The organism is Mesorhizobium sp. P2_A8, assembly GCF_056404935.1.
Window position 1 is genome coordinate 198978 of record NZ_JBFUDB010000007.1, and the last position, 16168, is coordinate 215145.

Genomic DNA, 16168 nt, shown 5'->3' on the forward strand with positions numbered 1-16168 from the left:
CATTCATTCCGGAAGGTAGATTTCCGCCTTCATGAAGGTCCTGGCGCGGCCCTGGATCAGCACGCGATCCCCGGCCAGATCACACAGCAGATGCCCGCCGCGCTGTGAACACTGGAACGCCGACAGATGGGTCTTCCCGAGTTTTTCAGACCAGTAGGGCACCAGCGTCGCATGGATGGAGCCGGTCACCGGATCCTCGGGAATGCCTGCTCCCGGGACGAAATAGCGGGACACGAAATCATGCGCTTGACCGCGCGCGGTAATGACCAGGCCGAGCGGGTGGAAGGTTCCGATCCGGAGCAGATCGGGTACGAAGGTCCGGACGGACTGCTCCTCGGCGAACTCGACGAACAGGTTTTCAAAATTGCGAAAGCCCGCGACCGGAAGCGGGGATAAAATCTCCTGCAGCGCCGACATGGTTTCGCCATCGACAGGCTGCGGCGGAAAACATGGCAGATCGAGCTGAAAGGCGCCTTGCCGCTGCGAGACCCGCAACTCGCCCACGCGCGTGGCAAAGGCCATGTCCTCAGCCACATCGTGTTGCGACGCCAGCACATGGGCGGTCGCCAGCGTGGCGTGACCACAGAAGTCGACTTCGTGAACCGGTGTGAACCAGCGCAGATCCCAGCCTTTGCCATTCGGCCGCGCAAAGGCGGTTTCGGCAAGATTGTTCTCGTTTGCGACAGCCTGCATCACATCGTCCGCCAGCCAGTCCTGCAGGATGAGGACGGCAGCGGGGTTGCCCTGAAAGGCGCGGTCGGCAAAAGCGTCGACCTGATACATGGTCAGTGTGGGCACATCATCCCCCAAGATGTCCGCCGGGCCGGCTGTTACCCCAGCTTCATCTCACTGGCGCTTGTTACGCCGCCTCGCTGATCGCAGCCCTTACCGCGGCGATCGCATCATTGGCTTTCGAAGCGTCGGGGCCACCGGCTTGCGCCATGTCGGGCCGGCCACCGCCGCCCTGCCCGCCCAATGCGGCGGAGGCCACGCGCACCAGATCGACGGCGCTGAAGCGGCCGACGAGGTCGTCTGTGACGGCCACCACGACGCTCGCCTTGTTGTCTTCCCCGGCGCCGACAAAGACGACGACACCGGAACCGAGCGAGCTCTTGCCGGCATCGGCCAGCGGCTTCAGATCCTTCGGCGAAACACCCGAGACCGCCTTGCCGAGGAAGCCGACACCCGCCACGGTCTCGTTTTCCGACGGCGCACCCGCCGCGGCACCGCCGCCCAGCGCAAGTTTCTTGCGCGCTTCGGTCAGTTCCTTCTCGAGCTTCTTGCGCTCGTCGAGCAGTGCTTCGACGCGCGCCGGCACGTCGGCCGGCGAGATCTTCAGCGTCGAAGCGACCGATTTCAGGCGCCGGTCCTGCTCGTCGAGATGCTTGCGCGCGGCTTCGCCGGTCAACGCCTCGATGCGGCGCACGCCGGCGGCGACCGCACTGTCGGACACGACACGAACCAGACCGATATCGCCGGTCGCCCTGACATGCGTGCCGCCGCAGAGCTCGACCGAATAGGGCCGGTTGGCCTTGGCACCATGCAGGCCGGTGCCCATCGACACGACGCGCACTTCATCGCCGTATTTCTCGCCAAACAGCGCCATGGCGCCCTCGGCGATGGCGTCGTCGACCGACATCAGGCGCGTGGTCACCGGGCCGTTCTGGACGACGATCTCGTTCGCCATGCGCTCGACCTCTTCGAGATCCTCCGGCGAAATGGGCTTGTTGTGCGAGATATCGAAGCGCAGGCGCTCGGGTGCGACCAGCGAACCCTTCTGTGCGACATGGCTACCCAGCACCTCGCGCAGCGCCTCATGGATCAGATGCGTCGCGGAATGGTTCGCGCGCAGCCTGGAGCGGCGCGAATGATCGACCTTCAGTTCGACGGCAGCACCCGTCTTGACCGTGCCGCTGGCCACCTTGCCGATATGGACGAACAGCCCATCGGCCTTCTTCTGCGTATCGGAAATCTCAATCGAGAAGCCCTCGCCTGAAATGATACCCGTGTCGCCCATCTGGCCGCCGGACTCGGCATAGAAAGGCGTCTGGTTGACGACCACGGCAACCGCGTCGCCCTTGCCGGCGCTGTCGACGGTCTTGCCGTCCCGCACCAGCGCCTGGATGAGGCCTTCCGCCTGCTCGGTCTCGTAGCCGAGGAATTCGGTCGCTCCGGCCTTCTCGCGCACCGGGAACCAGACAGTTTCGGTGGCCGCGTCACCGGAGCCTGCCCAATGTGCCCGCGCCTCGGTCTTCTGCCGCTCCATCGCATTGGTGAAGCCGGCAAGATCGACCGAGATGCTGCGCTGGCGCAATGCATCCTGCGTCAGATCGAGCGGGAAGCCGTAGGTGTCGTAGAGTTTGAAAGCCGTCTCCCCATCCAGCATGTCGCCGACACCCAGCGTTTCCGTCGCCTCCGCAAGCAGGCCGAGGCCACGAACCAGCGTCTTGCGGAAACGGGTTTCCTCGAGCTTCAGGGTCTCGGTGATCAACTGCTCGCCACGCACCAGTTCCGGATAGGCCTGGCCCATCTCGCGCACCAGCGCCGGCACCAGCTGCCACATCAGCGGGTCGCGGGCACCGAGCAACTGCGCATGGCGCATGGCACGGCGCATGATGCGGCGCAGGACATAGCCACGGCCTTCGTTCGACGGCAGCACGCCATCGGCCACCAGGAAGGAGGATGAACGCAGATGATCGGCAATGACGCGGAACGACGCGACCGTCTCCTTGTCGGGACCGTGCCCGATAGCGGACGACGCCGCGTCGATCAGATGACGGAACAGATCGGTCTCGAAGACGCTTTCCACCCCTTGCAGGATGGACGCCATGCGCTCCAGGCCCATGCCGGTGTCGATCGACGGGCGCGGCAAGTCGATGCGCTCCTCCTTCGTCACCTGTTCATACTGCATGAACACCAGGTTCCAGAATTCGAGGAAGCGGTCGCCATCCTCCTCGGGGGTGCCGGGAGGTCCGCCCCAGATGTGTTCGCCGCGGTCGATGAAGATCTCCGAGCACGGCCCGCACGGTCCGGTGTCGCCCATCGCCCAGAAATTGTCGGAGGTCGCGATGCGAATGATGCGGTCGTCGGAAAATCCGGCGATCTTCTTCCAGAAGCCGGCCGCCTCATCGTCCGTGTGATAGACGGTGACCAGCAGCTTGTCCTTGTTCAGCCCGAATTCCTTGGTGATCAGGTTCCAGGCAAGCTCGATGGCGCGCTCCTTGAAATAGTCGCCAAAGGAGAAATTGCCGAGCATCTCGAAGAAGGTCAGATGGCGCGCGGTGTAGCCGACATTGTCGAGGTCGTTGTGCTTGCCGCCGGCGCGAACGCTCTTCTGGGCGGTCGAGGCGCGCGAATAGGGCCGCTTCTCGAGGCCGGTGAAGACGTTCTTGAACTGCACCATGCCGGCGTTGGTGAACATCAGCGTCGGATCGTTGCGCGGCACCAGCGGGCTCGACGCGACGATCTCGTGACCCTCCTTGCGGAAGTAGTCGAGAAAAGTCGACCGGATCTCGTTCACGCCACTCATGAATACTGCCTTTTCGAGAGAGCCGCCGGCAAACCGGCGGAAATGGACATGGCCTTTTAGCCGTCACATCGCACCCTGTCCAGAAACACGGAATTGGTCCAATTCGCGGCCTTTGCCTGCCGTTCGAACCCAGGCTGCTTCGCCGTCAAAATGAAAAACCGCCGGCTCGAAAGCCGGCGGTTTGGAACGCGAAAACACAGAACTCGATTACATAAGCCTGAGATAATGAAACAAAATTATGGCCGATCTTCGACCGGCATCTTGCGCACGACGCTGCTACATCGCGCCGGATTCCTCCTCGAAACCGTCGTCGCCACTCTCGGCGCCGCCATTCTCGAGGAATTTCTCGGCGATCAGCCCGGCATTCTGCCTGAGCGCCAGCTCGATCTCGCGCGCTGTGTCGGGATTGTCGCGCAGGAACAGTTTGGCATTCTCGCGGCCCTGGCCGAGACGCTGCGAATTGTAGGAGAACCAGGCGCCCGACTTCTCGACCACGCCGGCCTTGACGCCGAGATCGACCAGTTCGCCGGTCTTGGACACGCCCTCGCCATACATGATGTCGAACTCGACCACCTTGAAGGGCGGCGCCAGCTTGTTCTTGACCACCTTGACGCGGGTCTGGTTGCCGACGACCTCGTCGCGGTCCTTGACCGAGCCGATGCGGCGGATGTCGAGGCGGACCGAAGCGTAGAATTTCAGCGCATTACCGCCGGTCGTGGTCTCGGGCGAACCGAACATGACGCCGATCTTCATGCGGATCTGGTTGATGAAGATGACCATGGTGTTGGAGCGCGAGATCGAGGCGGTCAGCTTGCGCAGCGCCTGGCTCATCAGGCGGGCCTGCAGGCCGGGCAGCGAATCGCCCATCTCGCCTTCGATTTCGGCGCGTGGCGTCAGCGCCGCGACCGAATCGACCACCAGCACGTCGATGGCACCGGAGCGCACCAGCGTGTCGCAGATTTCCAGCGCCTGCTCACCGGTGTCGGGCTGCGAGATCAGGAGGTTTTCCAGATCGACGCCAAGCTTGCGGGCATAGACCGGATCGAGCGCATGCTCGGCATCGACGAAGGCGCAGATGCCGCCCTTCTTCTGGGCCTCGGCCACGGTGTGCAGCGCCAGCGTCGTCTTGCCCGAGCTTTCCGGCCCGTAGATCTCGACGATGCGGCCGCGCGGCAGGCCACCGACGCCAAGCGCGATGTCGAGGCCAAGCGAGCCGGTCGGCACCGTTTCGATCTCGACGACCTGCTCGTTCGCGCCGAGCCGCATGATCGAGCCTTTGCCGAAAGCCCGCTCGATTTGCGACAGCGCCGCATCCAGAGCCTTTGATTTGTCCACCGCTTTGTCCTCTACCAGCCGCAAAGAATTCTGAGCCATGATACATCACCCCTTGGTCGTCAATGAAGGCCGGACAATCCGTAATCCCTGCCTATTTGTACCTTTTTTGTTCTCGTTTGGCAAGGGGGTTCAAATATCTGAAAAACAATCAATATCCCGATTTGTTCTTTTTTTGTCCCAGGAATTCGATCAGGAATGCACCTCGCATTGGGCCAGGCGGCTCGATTGTTTCGATCTGCCGAATCGCGGCCTTGGATGCGAAGCTTCGTCACGCAGCCTAGCGCTTGTGCGGCTGGAATAACAAAGGTCATATCGCCGGCATGCTGAAATCCGCGAAAATACTGGCCGTAGGTGGCGCCCATATCGATAGGCGCGGCCAGGTGTCCGGCCCCTACGTGCCAGCCGCGTCCAATCCCGGCACGATGCGCGAGGATGTCGGCGGCGGCGTCTTCAACGCTTTGCGCAGTGCGGTTCGTCGCGGTGTCTCCGCGTCGCTGCTGTCGGTTCGTGGCGGCGATGCCGCCGCCGATACCGTTTCACGAGCCATCGCCGAGGCCGGTATTGCCGACCTGTCGGCGGTGTTCCTCGATCGCACGACGCCGAGCTATACGGCGCTGATCGACAGCGAGGGCGAGTTGATCGTCGGCTTCGCCGACATGGCGCTCTATGAGCTGGCGTTTCCCAAGCAGATCAGGCGCTCCAAGGTGAGAGAGGTTGTCGCTGCCGCCGATGCCGTCTTCTGCGACGCCAACCTGCCGACGGCGGCACTGGAGCGGCTGGTGGCACTCGCCGCCGGCAAGCCCGTCTTCGCCATTGCCATCTCGCCGGCCAAGATCGTGCGCCTGAGGCCAGTGCTCGGCCATCTGGCCGTCGTCTTCATGAACCGGCGCGAGGCGCTAGCCCTTGCCGGCCTGGACGGTGCGGCCCCAGGGCAGGACATCGTCGGCGGGCTGAAACGCGCAGGGCTCAAAAGCGGCGTGGTGACGGCGGGCGGAGCTGCCATGCTGGGCTTCGATGAAGCCGGCACCTTCTCGATCCTGCCGCCGACGCCAAGAAAGGTCGCCGATGTCACCGGCGCCGGCGATGCGCTGGCCGGCGCGGCGGTCGCCGCCTTGCTGCGCGGCCTGCCTTTGCGCGCAGCGCTGCGCGAAGGCATTGCCGCTGCAACGCTGGCCATCGAGAGCGCCGACGCCGTTCCCGATTTCTCCGCAGCTGATTTCACCGAGGCGCTGGCTCTTGTGCCGGATGCGCAGGAAGTGGCATGAGACCGGCCAGTTCATAGCACCGGTATGCAGCTGCGCGTCCAGATGGATGCGCCGCACTCCGGGTTGGAGATCAAGATGACACCAGAAACCGCCAGCCCCTTCATCGACATCCATGCGCCCGTGGCGCAAGCCCTGGCCGCCGGGCGGCCGGTGGTGGCGCTGGAGAGCACCATCATCACCCATGGCATGCCCTACCCTGACAATGGCACCATGGCAGCCGATGTCGAAAAGATCATCAGTGATGGCGGCGCGGTGCCGGCCACGATCGCCGTGGTTGGCGGCCGCATCAAGATCGGCCTGTCGGACGGCGAGCGCGAATCGCTGGCCATGACCGGCGACGCCATGAAGCTGTCGCGCGCCGACCTCGGTTTTGCGGTGGCGCAAGGACGCACCGGCGGCACCACGGTCGCCGCCACGATGATCGCCGCGCACATGGTCGGCATCAAGGTGTTCGCCACCGGCGGCATTGGCGGCGTGCACAAGGGGGCGGAAAAGAGTTTCGACATTTCCGCCGACCTCGATGAACTGGCGCGCACGCCGGTGATTGTCGTGTCAGCCGGCGCCAAGGCCATCCTCGACATCGAAAAGACGCTGGAAGTGCTGGAGACACGCGGCGTGCCGGTGGTCGGTCATGGCTGCGAGACGATGCCGGCTTTCTGGTCGCGGCATTCGCCGTTCCGCGCGCCGCTGACCTTGCACGGAGCGGAAGAGATCGCGCATTTCTACCAGACGCGGCAGGCGCTGGGGCTCGCCGGCGGCATGCTGATCGCCAATCCGGTGCCCGAGAACCACGAAATCCCGGCCGAGGAGATGGCCGGTTATATCGAAGCGGCGCAGAAGGCCGCCGAAGCGCTCAACGTGACCGGCAAGGCGGTGACGCCGTTCCTGCTGTCGAAAATCCTCGAACTCACAGGCGGTCGGAGCCTGAAGACCAACATCGCGCTGGTCGAAAACAACGCAAGGCTGGCGGCGGAGATCGCCAAGGCTTTGTAGTTCCGACGCAGCTACTTGCCGGCGCGCCGCCCTGCCTCATAGGCGCGGCGTGCCCATGGCGCCATCTCGTCGGGATCGTCGAAGGCGCTGTCGGGAATGGTCCAGTACGGCATGGAGACAAGCTTGCCGTGGCGAGAGCCGGTATAGGTCCATTGCCGGCATCCCGCGGCTTCGAAGTCGGGCGCGCTTTGCGCGTCGGCCTTCAGCATCAATTCGCCGCGCAGCACGATGGCGACGATGACACCGTCGAAATAGATGCCCTTGCCGCCGAACAATTTGCGGATGCTGACCGGGCCGAGGCCCTCGAACAGTTCGGCGATGCGTTCATTGTCCATGCCGCAATCATGTCACCGGCATTTGGCATTGTCATGCCGCAACCAAAATCATGCTGACAGGTTGAGAGCCATCCGTTGGAGTTTTTGCCATGCCGCTTCTGCTAAAAGGGTCCTGCCGCTGCAATGCCGTCAGCTTCGAGGTGGGGAGCCACACGCCGGCACCATTCATGCTGTGCTACTGCTCGATCTGCCGCAAGCAGCAAGGCGGCGGCGGCTTTGCCATCAACCTCGGCGCCATCAACGACACCCTGAAAATCAAGGGCAAAAGGAGCCTCGGCGTTTACCGGGCCGAGATCGAGGACGACGAGCGTCCGCAGTGCGAGATATCAACGGGCGAGCGCAATTTCTGTCGCAAGTGCGGGTCGGCACTGTGGCTCTACGATCCGACCTGGCCGGAGCTCGTGCATCCGTTCGCATCGGCGATCGACAACGACCTTCCCAAGCCGCCCAGCCGGGTGCATCTGATGCTGAAATACAAGGCCAACTGGGTCGAGCCCGTGATCGGCAAGGGCGACAAGACGTTCGATGTCTACCCGGAGGAATCGATCGCCGACTGGCACAAGCGGACGGGCATGTGGGTGGACTAGCGTTCTTCACCCCGTAAACGGGGCGAAGGGCACTCAGGCCGTGGCGCGAGCTTCCGCGAGAGCCTTGAGATCGGCCGGCTTCAGCTCGACGGATTCGCCGCAGCCGCAGGCCGAACTCTGGTTCGGGTTGTGGAAGGTGAATCCGGTGCGCAGCGTCGTCTGCTCGAAATCCATCTCGGTGCCGAACAGGAAAAGGGCTGCCTCCGGCGCCACATAGACATGCGCGCCGTCGCGCTCGATATGATCGTCCTTGGTGTTGGGCTCAGTCACCAGGTCGACCGTGTATTCCATGCCGGCGCAGCCGCCCTTTTTGATGCCGAGGCGAATGCCATGCGCGCCGTCGCGCGTGGCGACGATCTCGCGCACCCGGTCGGCGGCCTTCTCGGTCATCGTGATGACGGCAAAGCGTCCCATTTTTCTTTCTCCGCATTCACGCAGGTTCAAGGCCTGCCGAACGATTCCTCACCTAAAATGGTGAAGTTTTATGACTGGCGCAAGTGCGCCAACCCCTGTCGGGCTCGACGCTAGTACCAACCCACCGCGACCTGCGCCTCTTCGGACATGCGGTCGGGCGACCAGGGGGGGTCGAAGGTCATGTTGACCTCGACGCCGGACACCCCTTCGACGGCGCCGACGGCGTTTTCCACCCAGCCGGGCATTTCGCCAGCGACAGGGCAGCCGGGGGCGGTCAGCGTCATGTCGATCTTGACCGCGCGATTGTCCTCGATGTCGATCTTGTAGATGAGGCCGAGTTCGTAGATGTCGGCCGGGATTTCCGGGTCATAGACCGTCTTCAGCGCCGAGACGATGTCGTCGGTCAGCCGCGCCAGTTCGTCGGCGGGAATGGCCGAAGCGGAAACCAGCGGGTTCATGGCCGGTTCCGGTGCGGTCTCGGTGGTGTGGCTAGCGTCATCCATGGTCGTCACCCAAAAAACTTGCGCGCTTTTTCAAGCGCTTCGGCCAAAGCGTCGACTTCGGTCCTGGTATTATACATGCCAAACGATGCCCTGCATGTGGAGGTTACGCCAAAGCGTTTCAACAGCGGCTGGGCGCAATGGGTACCGGCGCGGACGGCAACGCCTTGCCTGTCTATCACCATCGACACGTCATGGGCGTGAATGCCTTGCAGTTCGAAGGAAATGATGGCGCCCTTGCCCGGCGCGTCACCGAAGATGCGCAGCGAATTGATGGCGCGCAGCCGTTCATGCGCATAGGTCTTGAGATCTTCCTCATGCGCTGCAATGCGCTCACGGCCGACCTTCTCCATATAATCCAATGCCGCGCCCAGCCCGATCGCCTGCACGATCGGCGGCGTGCCGGCCTCGAAGCGGTGCGGCGGCTCGTTGTAGGTAACGATGTCCTCAGTCACCTCCTCGATCATCTCGCCGCCGCCCATGAATGGCCGCATGCCTAGGAGAATGTCCTTCTTGCCGTAGAGCACGCCGATGCCTGAGGGGCCGTAGACCTTGTGGCCGGTGAAGACGAAGAAGTCACAGTCGAGATCCTGCACGTCAACAGGCATATGCACGGCGCTCTGGCTGCCGTCGACGAGGACGGGAATTCCGCGCGCATGGGCAATGCGGACGATCTCCTTGATCGGCGTCACCGTGCCCAGCGCATTCGACATCTGGGTGATGGCGACCAGCTTGGTGCGGTCGGTCAGCCGCTTTTCGAATTCCTCGATGTGGAAGACGCCGAGATCGTCGACCGGCACCCAGACCAGTTTCGCACCCTGCCGCTCGCGGATGAAATGCCACGGCACGATGTTGGAGTGATGCTCCATGATCGACAGCACGATCTCGTCGCCCTCGCCGATGTTGGGCATGCCATAGCCATAGGCGACGGTGTTGATGGCCGAGGTGGTGTTCGAGGTGAAGACGATGTTGTCGGTGCTTGGTGCGTTGAGGAAGCGACGCACCGTCTCACGCGCCTTTTCATAGGCGTCGGTCGCCGCGTTGGAGAGGAAATGCAGGCCGCGATGGACGTTGGCATATTCCTGGCTGTAGGCATGCTGGATGGCGTCGAGCACCGCCTGCGGCTTCTGTGCCGAGGCGCCATTGTCGAGATAGACCAGCGGCTTGCCGTAGACCTCGCGCGACAGGATCGGGAAGTCGCGGCGGATCGCTTCGACGTCGTAGGGGAAGTTTTCGACTTTCTGGTCCATTTCGAAGTCCTTGCCGCTCTAGGCCGCGTTCCTTCCAGAACCCCTCATCCGTCTTGGCGCTTCGCGCCAATCCACCTTCTCCCACAAGGGGAGAAGGGAGGGAGCTACCCGTGTGTCACAAACCAGTCGTCGAGCTTCGCTTCCAGGGCCTCGACGATCGTCTCGTCGTCCAGTTCCTCGATCACCTCGGCGACGAAGGCTTTGACCAGAAGGCCCCGCGCGGTCTTCTCGTCGACGCCACGCGCCATCAGGTAGAACAGATGGTCGTGGTCGATCTCGGTGACCGTCGCGCCATGGCCGCAGACGACGTCGTCGGCGAAGATTTCAAGCTCCGGCTTGGTCGAGAACTCGCCATCATCCGACAACAGCAGCGTGTTGCAGGCCATCTTGGCGTTGGTCTTCTGCGCATATTGATGGACGTTGATGCGGCCCTGGAAGACGCCGCGCGCCTTGCCCGTCACCACATTGCGGATCACTTCCGTCGAGGCCGTGTGCGGCACGGCGTGGTCGAGCACCATGGTCACGTCGGTGTGGGTGTCGCCGGCCAGGAGGTTGATGCCGCGCAGTTTGAAGTCGGCGCCTTCGCCGGTCGTCCGGACCATGATCTCCTGGCGCACAAGCTTGCCGCCGGCATTCATGACAAACAGCGTCAGTTTCGCATTCTTGCCGATATGGGCCTTGAACTGCGCCAGATGCGTCGCCGTCTCCGGCTGCTCCTGGACGATCAGCCACGTCACCTCGGCGCCTTCGCCGAGCACGAGCTGGCTGACCGAGCTGACCAGAGCAGCCCCATCGCCGGCCTGACGTTCGACGATGACAGCCTTGGCGCCGGCGCCGACACGCACCGGCAGGCGCACATGGGTCTGGCCACCGGCCTGCAGGTTCTGCAGTTCGATCGGCTTTTCCAATTCGGCGCCATCGGCGATATCGACAAAGTAACCGTCGGCCACGAAAGCCGCGTTCAGCGCGCCGATGGCGTCGTCGCTGCCATAGGGGTCGAGCCCCGGCGCGATGCTGCCGTCGGTCAGCTTTTCCGACAGGCGCTGCACGGTGACGCCCTCGATATCAGGCACTTTCGCGCTCGACACGCCGTTGAGGATCGCCAGCACGGCGGAGCCTTCCACGATCGGTGCAAGAGCTTTGGGCGAGGCGGCCGGATCGAAGTCCGGCACCGCGCTCAACAGCCGGCGCAGGTCGGTGTAGTGCCAGGATTCGATGCGCCGGGTCGGCAGACCGTGCTTGATCGCTTCGATGGCGTCGTCGCGCTTCAGCATTACCGCGCCGTCGCCCGGCAGCAGCGACAGCCGGTCGCCAAACGCGTCGATCAACGCTGTTTCGGCCGGTGTCCGCTGCGGTTGTGCGTGCATGTTCATCGGTATTACCTCTGGCATCTCACGCGGCTTCGCCGATCACGCCGGCATAGCCATTGGCTTCAAGATCGAGCGCCAGCGACTTGTCGCCGGACTTGATGACCTGGCCCTTGTAGAGCACGTGCACGCTGTCGGGCACGATGTGTTCGAGCAGGCGCTGGTAGTGGGTGATGACCAGGAACGCGCGGTCCGGCGCGCGCAACGCGTTGACGCCGTCGGAAACAATCTTGAGCGCGTCGATGTCGAGGCCGGAATCGGTCTCGTCGAGCACGCAGAGTTTCGGCTCCAGCAGCTTCATCTGCAGGATCTCGGCCCGCTTTTTCTCGCCGCCGGAGAAGCCGACATTGAGCGGCCGCTTCAGCATCGCCATGTCCATGCTGAGCGAGGCGGCGGCTTCCTTCACACGCTTGAGGAATTCCGGGATCTTCAGCGGCTCCTCGCCGCGCGCCTTGCGCTGCTCGTTCATCGCCACCTTCAGGAATTCCATGGTGGCCACGCCCGGTATCTCCATCGGATACTGGAAGGCGAGGAAAATGCCCGACGTGGCGCGCTCGGCCGGGTCCATTTCGAGGATCGACTGGCCGTTGTAGAGGATATCGCCCTCGGTCACCTCATAGTCCTCGCGGCCGGCGAGGATGTAGGACAGCGTCGATTTGCCCGAGCCGTTCGGCCCCATGATCGCGGCGACCTCGCCGGCTTTCACCGTCAGGTTCAGGCCGCGGATGATTTCGGTGCCATCATCGATGATGCGGGCGTGCAGGTTTCTGATTTCAAGCATTCTTTGTTTCCTGAATATGTGTCCGGTCAGCCGACCGAGCCCTCAAGCGAGATCCCGATCAGCTTCTGCGCCTCAACAGCGAACTCCATCGGCAGTTGCTGGATGACGTCCTTGACGAAGCCGTTGACGATCAGCGCGATCGCTTCCTCTTCGGGAATGCCACGCTGCATGACGTAGAATTTCTGGTCCTCGGAAATCTTCGACGTCGTCGCTTCGTGCTCGAACTGCGCCGTCGAATTCTTGGCTTCCATGTAGGGCACGGTGTGTGCGCCGCACTGGTCGCCGATCAGCAGTGAATCGCAATTAGTGAAGTTGCGGGCATTGGTCGCCTTGCGGTGCGCCGAGACCTGGCCGCGATAGGTGTTCTGCGAGAAGCCGGCGGCGATGCCCTTGGAGATGATGCGGCTCGACGTGTTCTTGCCGAGATGGATCATCTTGGTGCCGCTGTCGACCTGCTGATAGCCGTTCGACACCGCGATCGAATAGAACTCGCCGCTGGAATCGTCGCCGCGCAGGATGCAGCTCGGATACTTCCAGGTAATGGCCGAGCCGGTCTCGACCTGCGTCCACGAAATCTTCGAGCGGTGACCGCGGCAGTCGCCGCGCTTGGTGACGAAATTGTAGATGCCGCCCTTGCCCTCGGCGTCGCCAGGGTACCAGTTCTGCACCGTCGAGTATTTGATCTCGGCATCGTCGAGCGCCACCAGTTCGACGACGGCGGCGTGCAGCTGGTTCTCGTCGCGCTGCGGCGCCGTGCAGCCTTCGAGATAGGAGACATAAGCCCCCTCCTCGGCGATGATCAGCGTGCGCTCGAACTGGCCGGTGTTCTTCTCGTTCATGCGGAAATAGGTCGACAGCTCCATCGGACAACGCACACCCTTGGGCACGAAGACGAAGGAGCCGTCGGTGAACACGGCGGAATTGAGCGTGGCGTAGTAATTGTCGGAGGTCGGCACGACCGAGCCGAGATATTTCTTCACCAGCTCCGGATGCTCGCGGATGGCTTCCGAGATCGAGCAGAAAATGACGCCGGCCTGCGCCAGTTCCTTCTTGAAAGTGGTGACGACGGAGACGGAATCGAACACCGCGTCGACGGCGACGCGGCCCGACTTGTAGACATTATCGCTGACTTCCTCGAGCTCCGAGGCGTCGGTCTTCTGCACACCGGCGAGGATTTCCTGCTCCCTCAGCGGAATACCGAGCTTTTCGTAGACCTTCAGCAGTTCGGGATCGACGTCGCTCAGCGACGTCGGGCCGGGCGTGCTCTTCGGCGCCGCGTAGAAGTAGATGTCCTGGAAATCGATCTTCGGGTAGTGAACGCGCGCCCAGGTCGGCTCGTCCAGCGTCAGCCAGCGGCGATACGCTTCCAGACGCCATTCCAGCATCCAGGACGGTTCGTCCTTCTTGGCCGAAATGAAACGGATGATGTCTTCGCTGAGGCCCTTGGGGGCCTTGTCCATCGCGATTTCGGTCTGGAATCCGTATTTGTATTGGTCGACGTCGATCTTTCGGACCCGATCGATCGTGTCCTGCACAGCAGGCATATGCGTTCTCCATCCACGCCGGGGTCAAGGCCCGACAGTTTTCAAACTATGGCACCGCCAAAAATGAACGCCGAAGGGCATTCGCGGCAGCGTAAGTTTCATATAGTGCGTTTCGACCGGAAATTCACCCGGCCAATATGAAACGCACGGCTCTGCCAGGCCAAAGGCCTGTTTGTGTCCGGCCGCTGCTCATGCGGCCTTTTCCCTGTTCGCCCGGCGTGCGGCGATTGCCGCCAGCGCGGTACGGAACAGTTCGATGTCCTCTGCGCCGGTCGCCGAACCGATCGACACGCGCAAGGCGCCAAGACTGTCACCGTACCCCATGGCTTTCAGCACATGGCTCGGGCCGACCTTGCCCGACGAACAGGCGGAGCCGGCCGACAGCGCCACGCCGGCCAGATCGAAGGCGATCTGCGCGGTTTCGGCTTTGATGCCCGCAATAGCGAAGAATGTCGTGTTGGCAAGCCTTGGCGCACCGGTTCCAAAGATTTCCGCGTCCGGCACCAGCATTTTCACGATTGCCTCGATCTCGTCGCGGCGATGGCGCACCGCATCCATGGCCGTCAATCCGGTGAGTGCCTCGCGTGCAGCGGCGCCAAAGCCAGCAATGGCGGCGAGGTTTTCCGTGCCGCCGCGATGGCCCTTTTCCTGGCCGCCGCCATTGATCAAGGGCTTCGGCATCATCAGATCCGAGGCGGCGACGATGGCGCCGACCCCCTTGGGACCACCGATCTTGTGCGAGGACAGAATCAGGTAATCGGCGTAACCCGCTGACAGATCGATCGAAACGCGCCCTGCGGCCTGGACTGCATCAACGACGAGGACGCCGCCCGCTGCCTTGACGATCTCGGCGATACGATCGATCGGCTGGATGACGCCGGTTTCGTTGTTGGCGGCATGGATGGCGACCAGCGGCAGGCCCTCGGCCTTGTCGTGATGGGCGAGTGCGGCCGCCAACGCGTCGAGATCGGCAATGCCGTTGGCGTCGACGCCGATCCGGGCGACCTGCGCCGCCGGGAAGCGCCCGCCATTCAACAGGCAGGGATGATCGGCCGCCGACACGTAAAGCCGGCTCATGCGCACGCTGCCGCGCCCCATCTGCCAGTCTGATGTCAGCAGCGTCGAGGCAGCTTCCGTCGCGCCGGAGGTGAACACGACGTGCTCGGCCCTGGCGTTGACCAGCGCCGCCACGTCACGCCTCGCGGTCTCGATCAGGCGGCGTGCGGCGCGTCCCTCGGCGTGGACCGACGACGGGTTGGCGGCGACGTCAAGTGCCGCGACCACAGCCTCACGCGCCGCGGCAAGCAGCGGCGCACTGGCATTATGGTCGAGATAGGCGCGTGTTCCGGCCATTTTCGTCCGTTTGGTCCCGTCAGAAGCCATTCCGCTGTCGTATCGCGTTATTTCCTTGAAATTCCAAGGCGAGCCGTCCTATTTACGCGGCTTGCGGCGCGGGTGGCCGGGCTCGACTTCTGGCCACTCAGTTTTGAACAATTCTAAACTAGCTTCTAAGAAGACGCTCGCCCTGCGTCAAGGCCAGAGGAAGACACGTTCCGGGCGCCGCGCATTCGCATACCAAGTGGAGTATTTCATGCCTGAGGTCATTTTCACCGGTCCTGCCGGCCGTCTGGAGGGACGCTACCAGCCTTCCAAGGAAAAGAGCGCGCCGATTGCCATCGTCCTGCACCCGCATCCGCAATTCGGCGGCACGATGAACAACAAGATCGTCTACGACCTCTTCTACATGTTCCAGAAGCGGGATTTCACCACGCTTCGCTTCAATTTTCGCGGCATCGGCCGCAGCCAGGGCGAGTTCGACCACGGCACCGGAGAGTTGTCGGACGCCGCTGCCGCGTTGGACTGGGTGCAGTCCCTGCATCCGGATTCCAAGAGCTGCTGGGTCGCCGGTTACTCCTTCGGCTCCTGGATCGGCATGCAACTCCTGATGCGCCGGCCGGAGATCGAAGGCTTCATCTCGATCGCGCCGCAGCCCAACACCTATGATTTCTCGTTCCTGGCGCCCTGCCCGTCGTCTGGCCTGATCATCCATGGCGATGCCGACAAGGTGGCGCCGCCGAAAGATGTGCAGGGCCTGGTCGACAAGCTGCACACGCAAAAGGGCATCACCATCACGCAGAAGACCTTGCCCGGCGCCAACCACTTCTTCTCCAACGATGCCGACCTGCTGCTCGAGGAATGCGCGGACTATCTCGATCGCCGGCTGGCCGGCGAATTGTCGGATCCGCGCCCCAAGCGGCTGAGATAGGC

Annotated in this window: 15 protein-coding genes; 4 read left to right on the top strand and 11 right to left on the bottom strand. The window is 63.0% G+C overall.

Going from position 1 to position 16168, the window contains the following annotated elements; translation table 11 throughout:
• Positions 1-3: 3 nt before the first annotated feature.
• The 3 genes from AC1D10_RS21515 to recA form a co-directional block, all read right to left on the bottom strand.
• Positions 4-798, bottom strand: coding sequence for a PhzF family phenazine biosynthesis protein (locus AC1D10_RS21515; RefSeq protein WP_477275359.1), 795 nt, complete (start codon positions 796-798; stop codon positions 4-6).
• 61 nt (positions 799-859) lie between these two features.
• Complete coding sequence (gene alaS / locus AC1D10_RS21520; protein ID WP_477275361.1) at positions 860-3529, bottom strand: alanine--tRNA ligase; 2670 nt, start codon at positions 3527-3529, stop codon at positions 860-862.
• A gap of 276 nt (positions 3530-3805) precedes the next feature.
• Positions 3806-4903, bottom strand: a complete 1098-nt coding sequence (recA, locus tag AC1D10_RS21525) for a recombinase RecA (protein WP_111542534.1) — start codon at positions 4901-4903, stop codon at positions 3806-3808.
• Positions 4904-5184: 281 nt separating this feature from the next.
• On the opposite strand from recA, the gene AC1D10_RS21530 reads away from it, so the two are divergent.
• Positions 5185-6129, top strand: a complete 945-nt coding sequence (locus AC1D10_RS21530) for a carbohydrate kinase family protein (protein ID WP_477275363.1) — start codon at positions 5185-5187, stop codon at positions 6127-6129.
• Between the two features lie 75 nt (positions 6130-6204).
• Positions 6205-7122, top strand: coding sequence for a pseudouridine-5'-phosphate glycosidase (locus AC1D10_RS21535; RefSeq protein WP_477275365.1), 918 nt, complete (start codon positions 6205-6207; stop codon positions 7120-7122).
• Between the two features lie 11 nt (positions 7123-7133).
• Here the strand turns inward: AC1D10_RS21535 and AC1D10_RS21540 are convergent, their stop codons facing one another.
• A complete protein-coding gene (locus AC1D10_RS21540; protein WP_477275367.1) occupies positions 7134-7457 on the bottom strand; it encodes a TfoX/Sxy family protein in 324 nt (107 codons plus the stop codon).
• 89 nt (positions 7458-7546) lie between these two features.
• Here AC1D10_RS21540 and AC1D10_RS21545 point away from each other — a divergent pair, with 89 nt between their 5' ends.
• Positions 7547-8044, top strand: a complete 498-nt coding sequence (locus tag AC1D10_RS21545; RefSeq protein WP_477275369.1) for a GFA family protein — start codon at positions 7547-7549, stop codon at positions 8042-8044.
• 33 nt (positions 8045-8077) lie between these two features.
• On the opposite strand, the gene sufA is transcribed toward AC1D10_RS21545, so the two are convergent.
• From sufA to AC1D10_RS21580, 7 genes are all read right to left on the bottom strand, one after another.
• The gene (gene sufA, locus AC1D10_RS21550; protein ID WP_379096967.1) at positions 8078-8458 is read right to left on the bottom strand and encodes a Fe-S cluster assembly scaffold SufA; all 381 of its coding nucleotides are present in this window, start codon (positions 8456-8458) and stop codon (positions 8078-8080) included.
• Positions 8459-8568: 110 nt separating this feature from the next.
• Positions 8569-8961 (bottom strand): SUF system Fe-S cluster assembly protein, encoded by a 393-nt coding sequence (locus AC1D10_RS21555; protein WP_477275371.1) that lies wholly within the window; start codon positions 8959-8961, stop codon positions 8569-8571.
• Between the two features lie 5 nt (positions 8962-8966).
• The gene (locus tag AC1D10_RS21560; protein ID WP_477275373.1) at positions 8967-10208 is read right to left on the bottom strand and encodes a cysteine desulfurase; all 1242 of its coding nucleotides are present in this window, start codon (positions 10206-10208) and stop codon (positions 8967-8969) included.
• A gap of 104 nt (positions 10209-10312) precedes the next feature.
• Positions 10313-11581, bottom strand: a complete 1269-nt coding sequence (sufD, locus tag AC1D10_RS21565) for a Fe-S cluster assembly protein SufD (RefSeq protein WP_477275375.1) — start codon at positions 11579-11581, stop codon at positions 10313-10315.
• Positions 11582-11600: 19 nt separating this feature from the next.
• Positions 11601-12356, bottom strand: coding sequence for a Fe-S cluster assembly ATPase SufC (gene sufC, locus AC1D10_RS21570; RefSeq protein WP_477275377.1), 756 nt, complete (start codon positions 12354-12356; stop codon positions 11601-11603).
• A 26-nt stretch (positions 12357-12382) separates the two neighbouring features.
• A complete protein-coding gene (sufB, locus tag AC1D10_RS21575) occupies positions 12383-13900 on the bottom strand; it encodes a Fe-S cluster assembly protein SufB (RefSeq protein WP_436161799.1) in 1518 nt (505 codons plus the stop codon).
• Positions 13901-14089: 189 nt separating this feature from the next.
• On the bottom strand, positions 14090-15253 hold the full coding sequence (locus tag AC1D10_RS21580) for a cysteine desulfurase family protein (RefSeq protein ID WP_477275379.1): 1164 nt from the start codon (positions 15251-15253) through the stop codon (positions 14090-14092).
• Between the two features lie 238 nt (positions 15254-15491).
• Between AC1D10_RS21580 and AC1D10_RS21585 the strand changes: the two genes are divergently transcribed.
• Positions 15492-16166: an alpha/beta hydrolase gene (locus tag AC1D10_RS21585; RefSeq protein WP_013532163.1), complete on the top strand. Its 675-nt coding sequence runs from the start codon at positions 15492-15494 to the stop codon at positions 16164-16166.
• The last annotated feature ends 2 nt before the right edge of the window (positions 16167-16168 follow it).

Bases quoted from the DNA above. Each gene is read 5' to 3' on its own strand.
- alaS (WP_477275361.1), bottom strand. From the start codon at position 3,529: ATGAGTGGCGTGAACGAGATCCGGTCGACTTTTCTCGACTACTTCCGC.
- recA (WP_111542534.1), bottom strand. From the start codon at position 4,903: ATGGCTCAGAATTCTTTGCGGCTGGTAGAGGACAAAGCGGTGGACAAA.
- AC1D10_RS21530 (WP_477275363.1), top strand. From the start codon at position 5,185: ATGCTGAAATCCGCGAAAATACTGGCCGTAGGTGGCGCCCATATCGAT.
- AC1D10_RS21535 (WP_477275365.1), top strand. From the start codon at position 6,205: ATGACACCAGAAACCGCCAGCCCCTTCATCGACATCCATGCGCCCGTG.
- AC1D10_RS21540 (WP_477275367.1), bottom strand. From the start codon at position 7,457: ATGGACAATGAACGCATCGCCGAACTGTTCGAGGGCCTCGGCCCGGTC.
- AC1D10_RS21545 (WP_477275369.1), top strand. From the start codon at position 7,547: ATGCCGCTTCTGCTAAAAGGGTCCTGCCGCTGCAATGCCGTCAGCTTC.
- sufA (WP_379096967.1), bottom strand. From the start codon at position 8,458: ATGGGACGCTTTGCCGTCATCACGATGACCGAGAAGGCCGCCGACCGG.
- AC1D10_RS21555 (WP_477275371.1), bottom strand. From the start codon at position 8,961: ATGGATGACGCTAGCCACACCACCGAGACCGCACCGGAACCGGCCATG.
- AC1D10_RS21560 (WP_477275373.1), bottom strand. From the start codon at position 10,208: ATGGACCAGAAAGTCGAAAACTTCCCCTACGACGTCGAAGCGATCCGC.
- sufD (WP_477275375.1), bottom strand. From the start codon at position 11,581: ATGAACATGCACGCACAACCGCAGCGGACACCGGCCGAAACAGCGTTG.
- sufC (WP_477275377.1), bottom strand. From the start codon at position 12,356: ATGCTTGAAATCAGAAACCTGCACGCCCGCATCATCGATGATGGCACC.
- sufB (WP_436161799.1), bottom strand. From the start codon at position 13,900: ATGCCTGCTGTGCAGGACACGATCGATCGGGTCCGAAAGATCGACGTC.
- AC1D10_RS21580 (WP_477275379.1), bottom strand. From the start codon at position 15,253: ATGGCCGGAACACGCGCCTATCTCGACCATAATGCCAGTGCGCCGCTG.
- AC1D10_RS21585 (WP_013532163.1), top strand. From the start codon at position 15,492: ATGCCTGAGGTCATTTTCACCGGTCCTGCCGGCCGTCTGGAGGGACGC.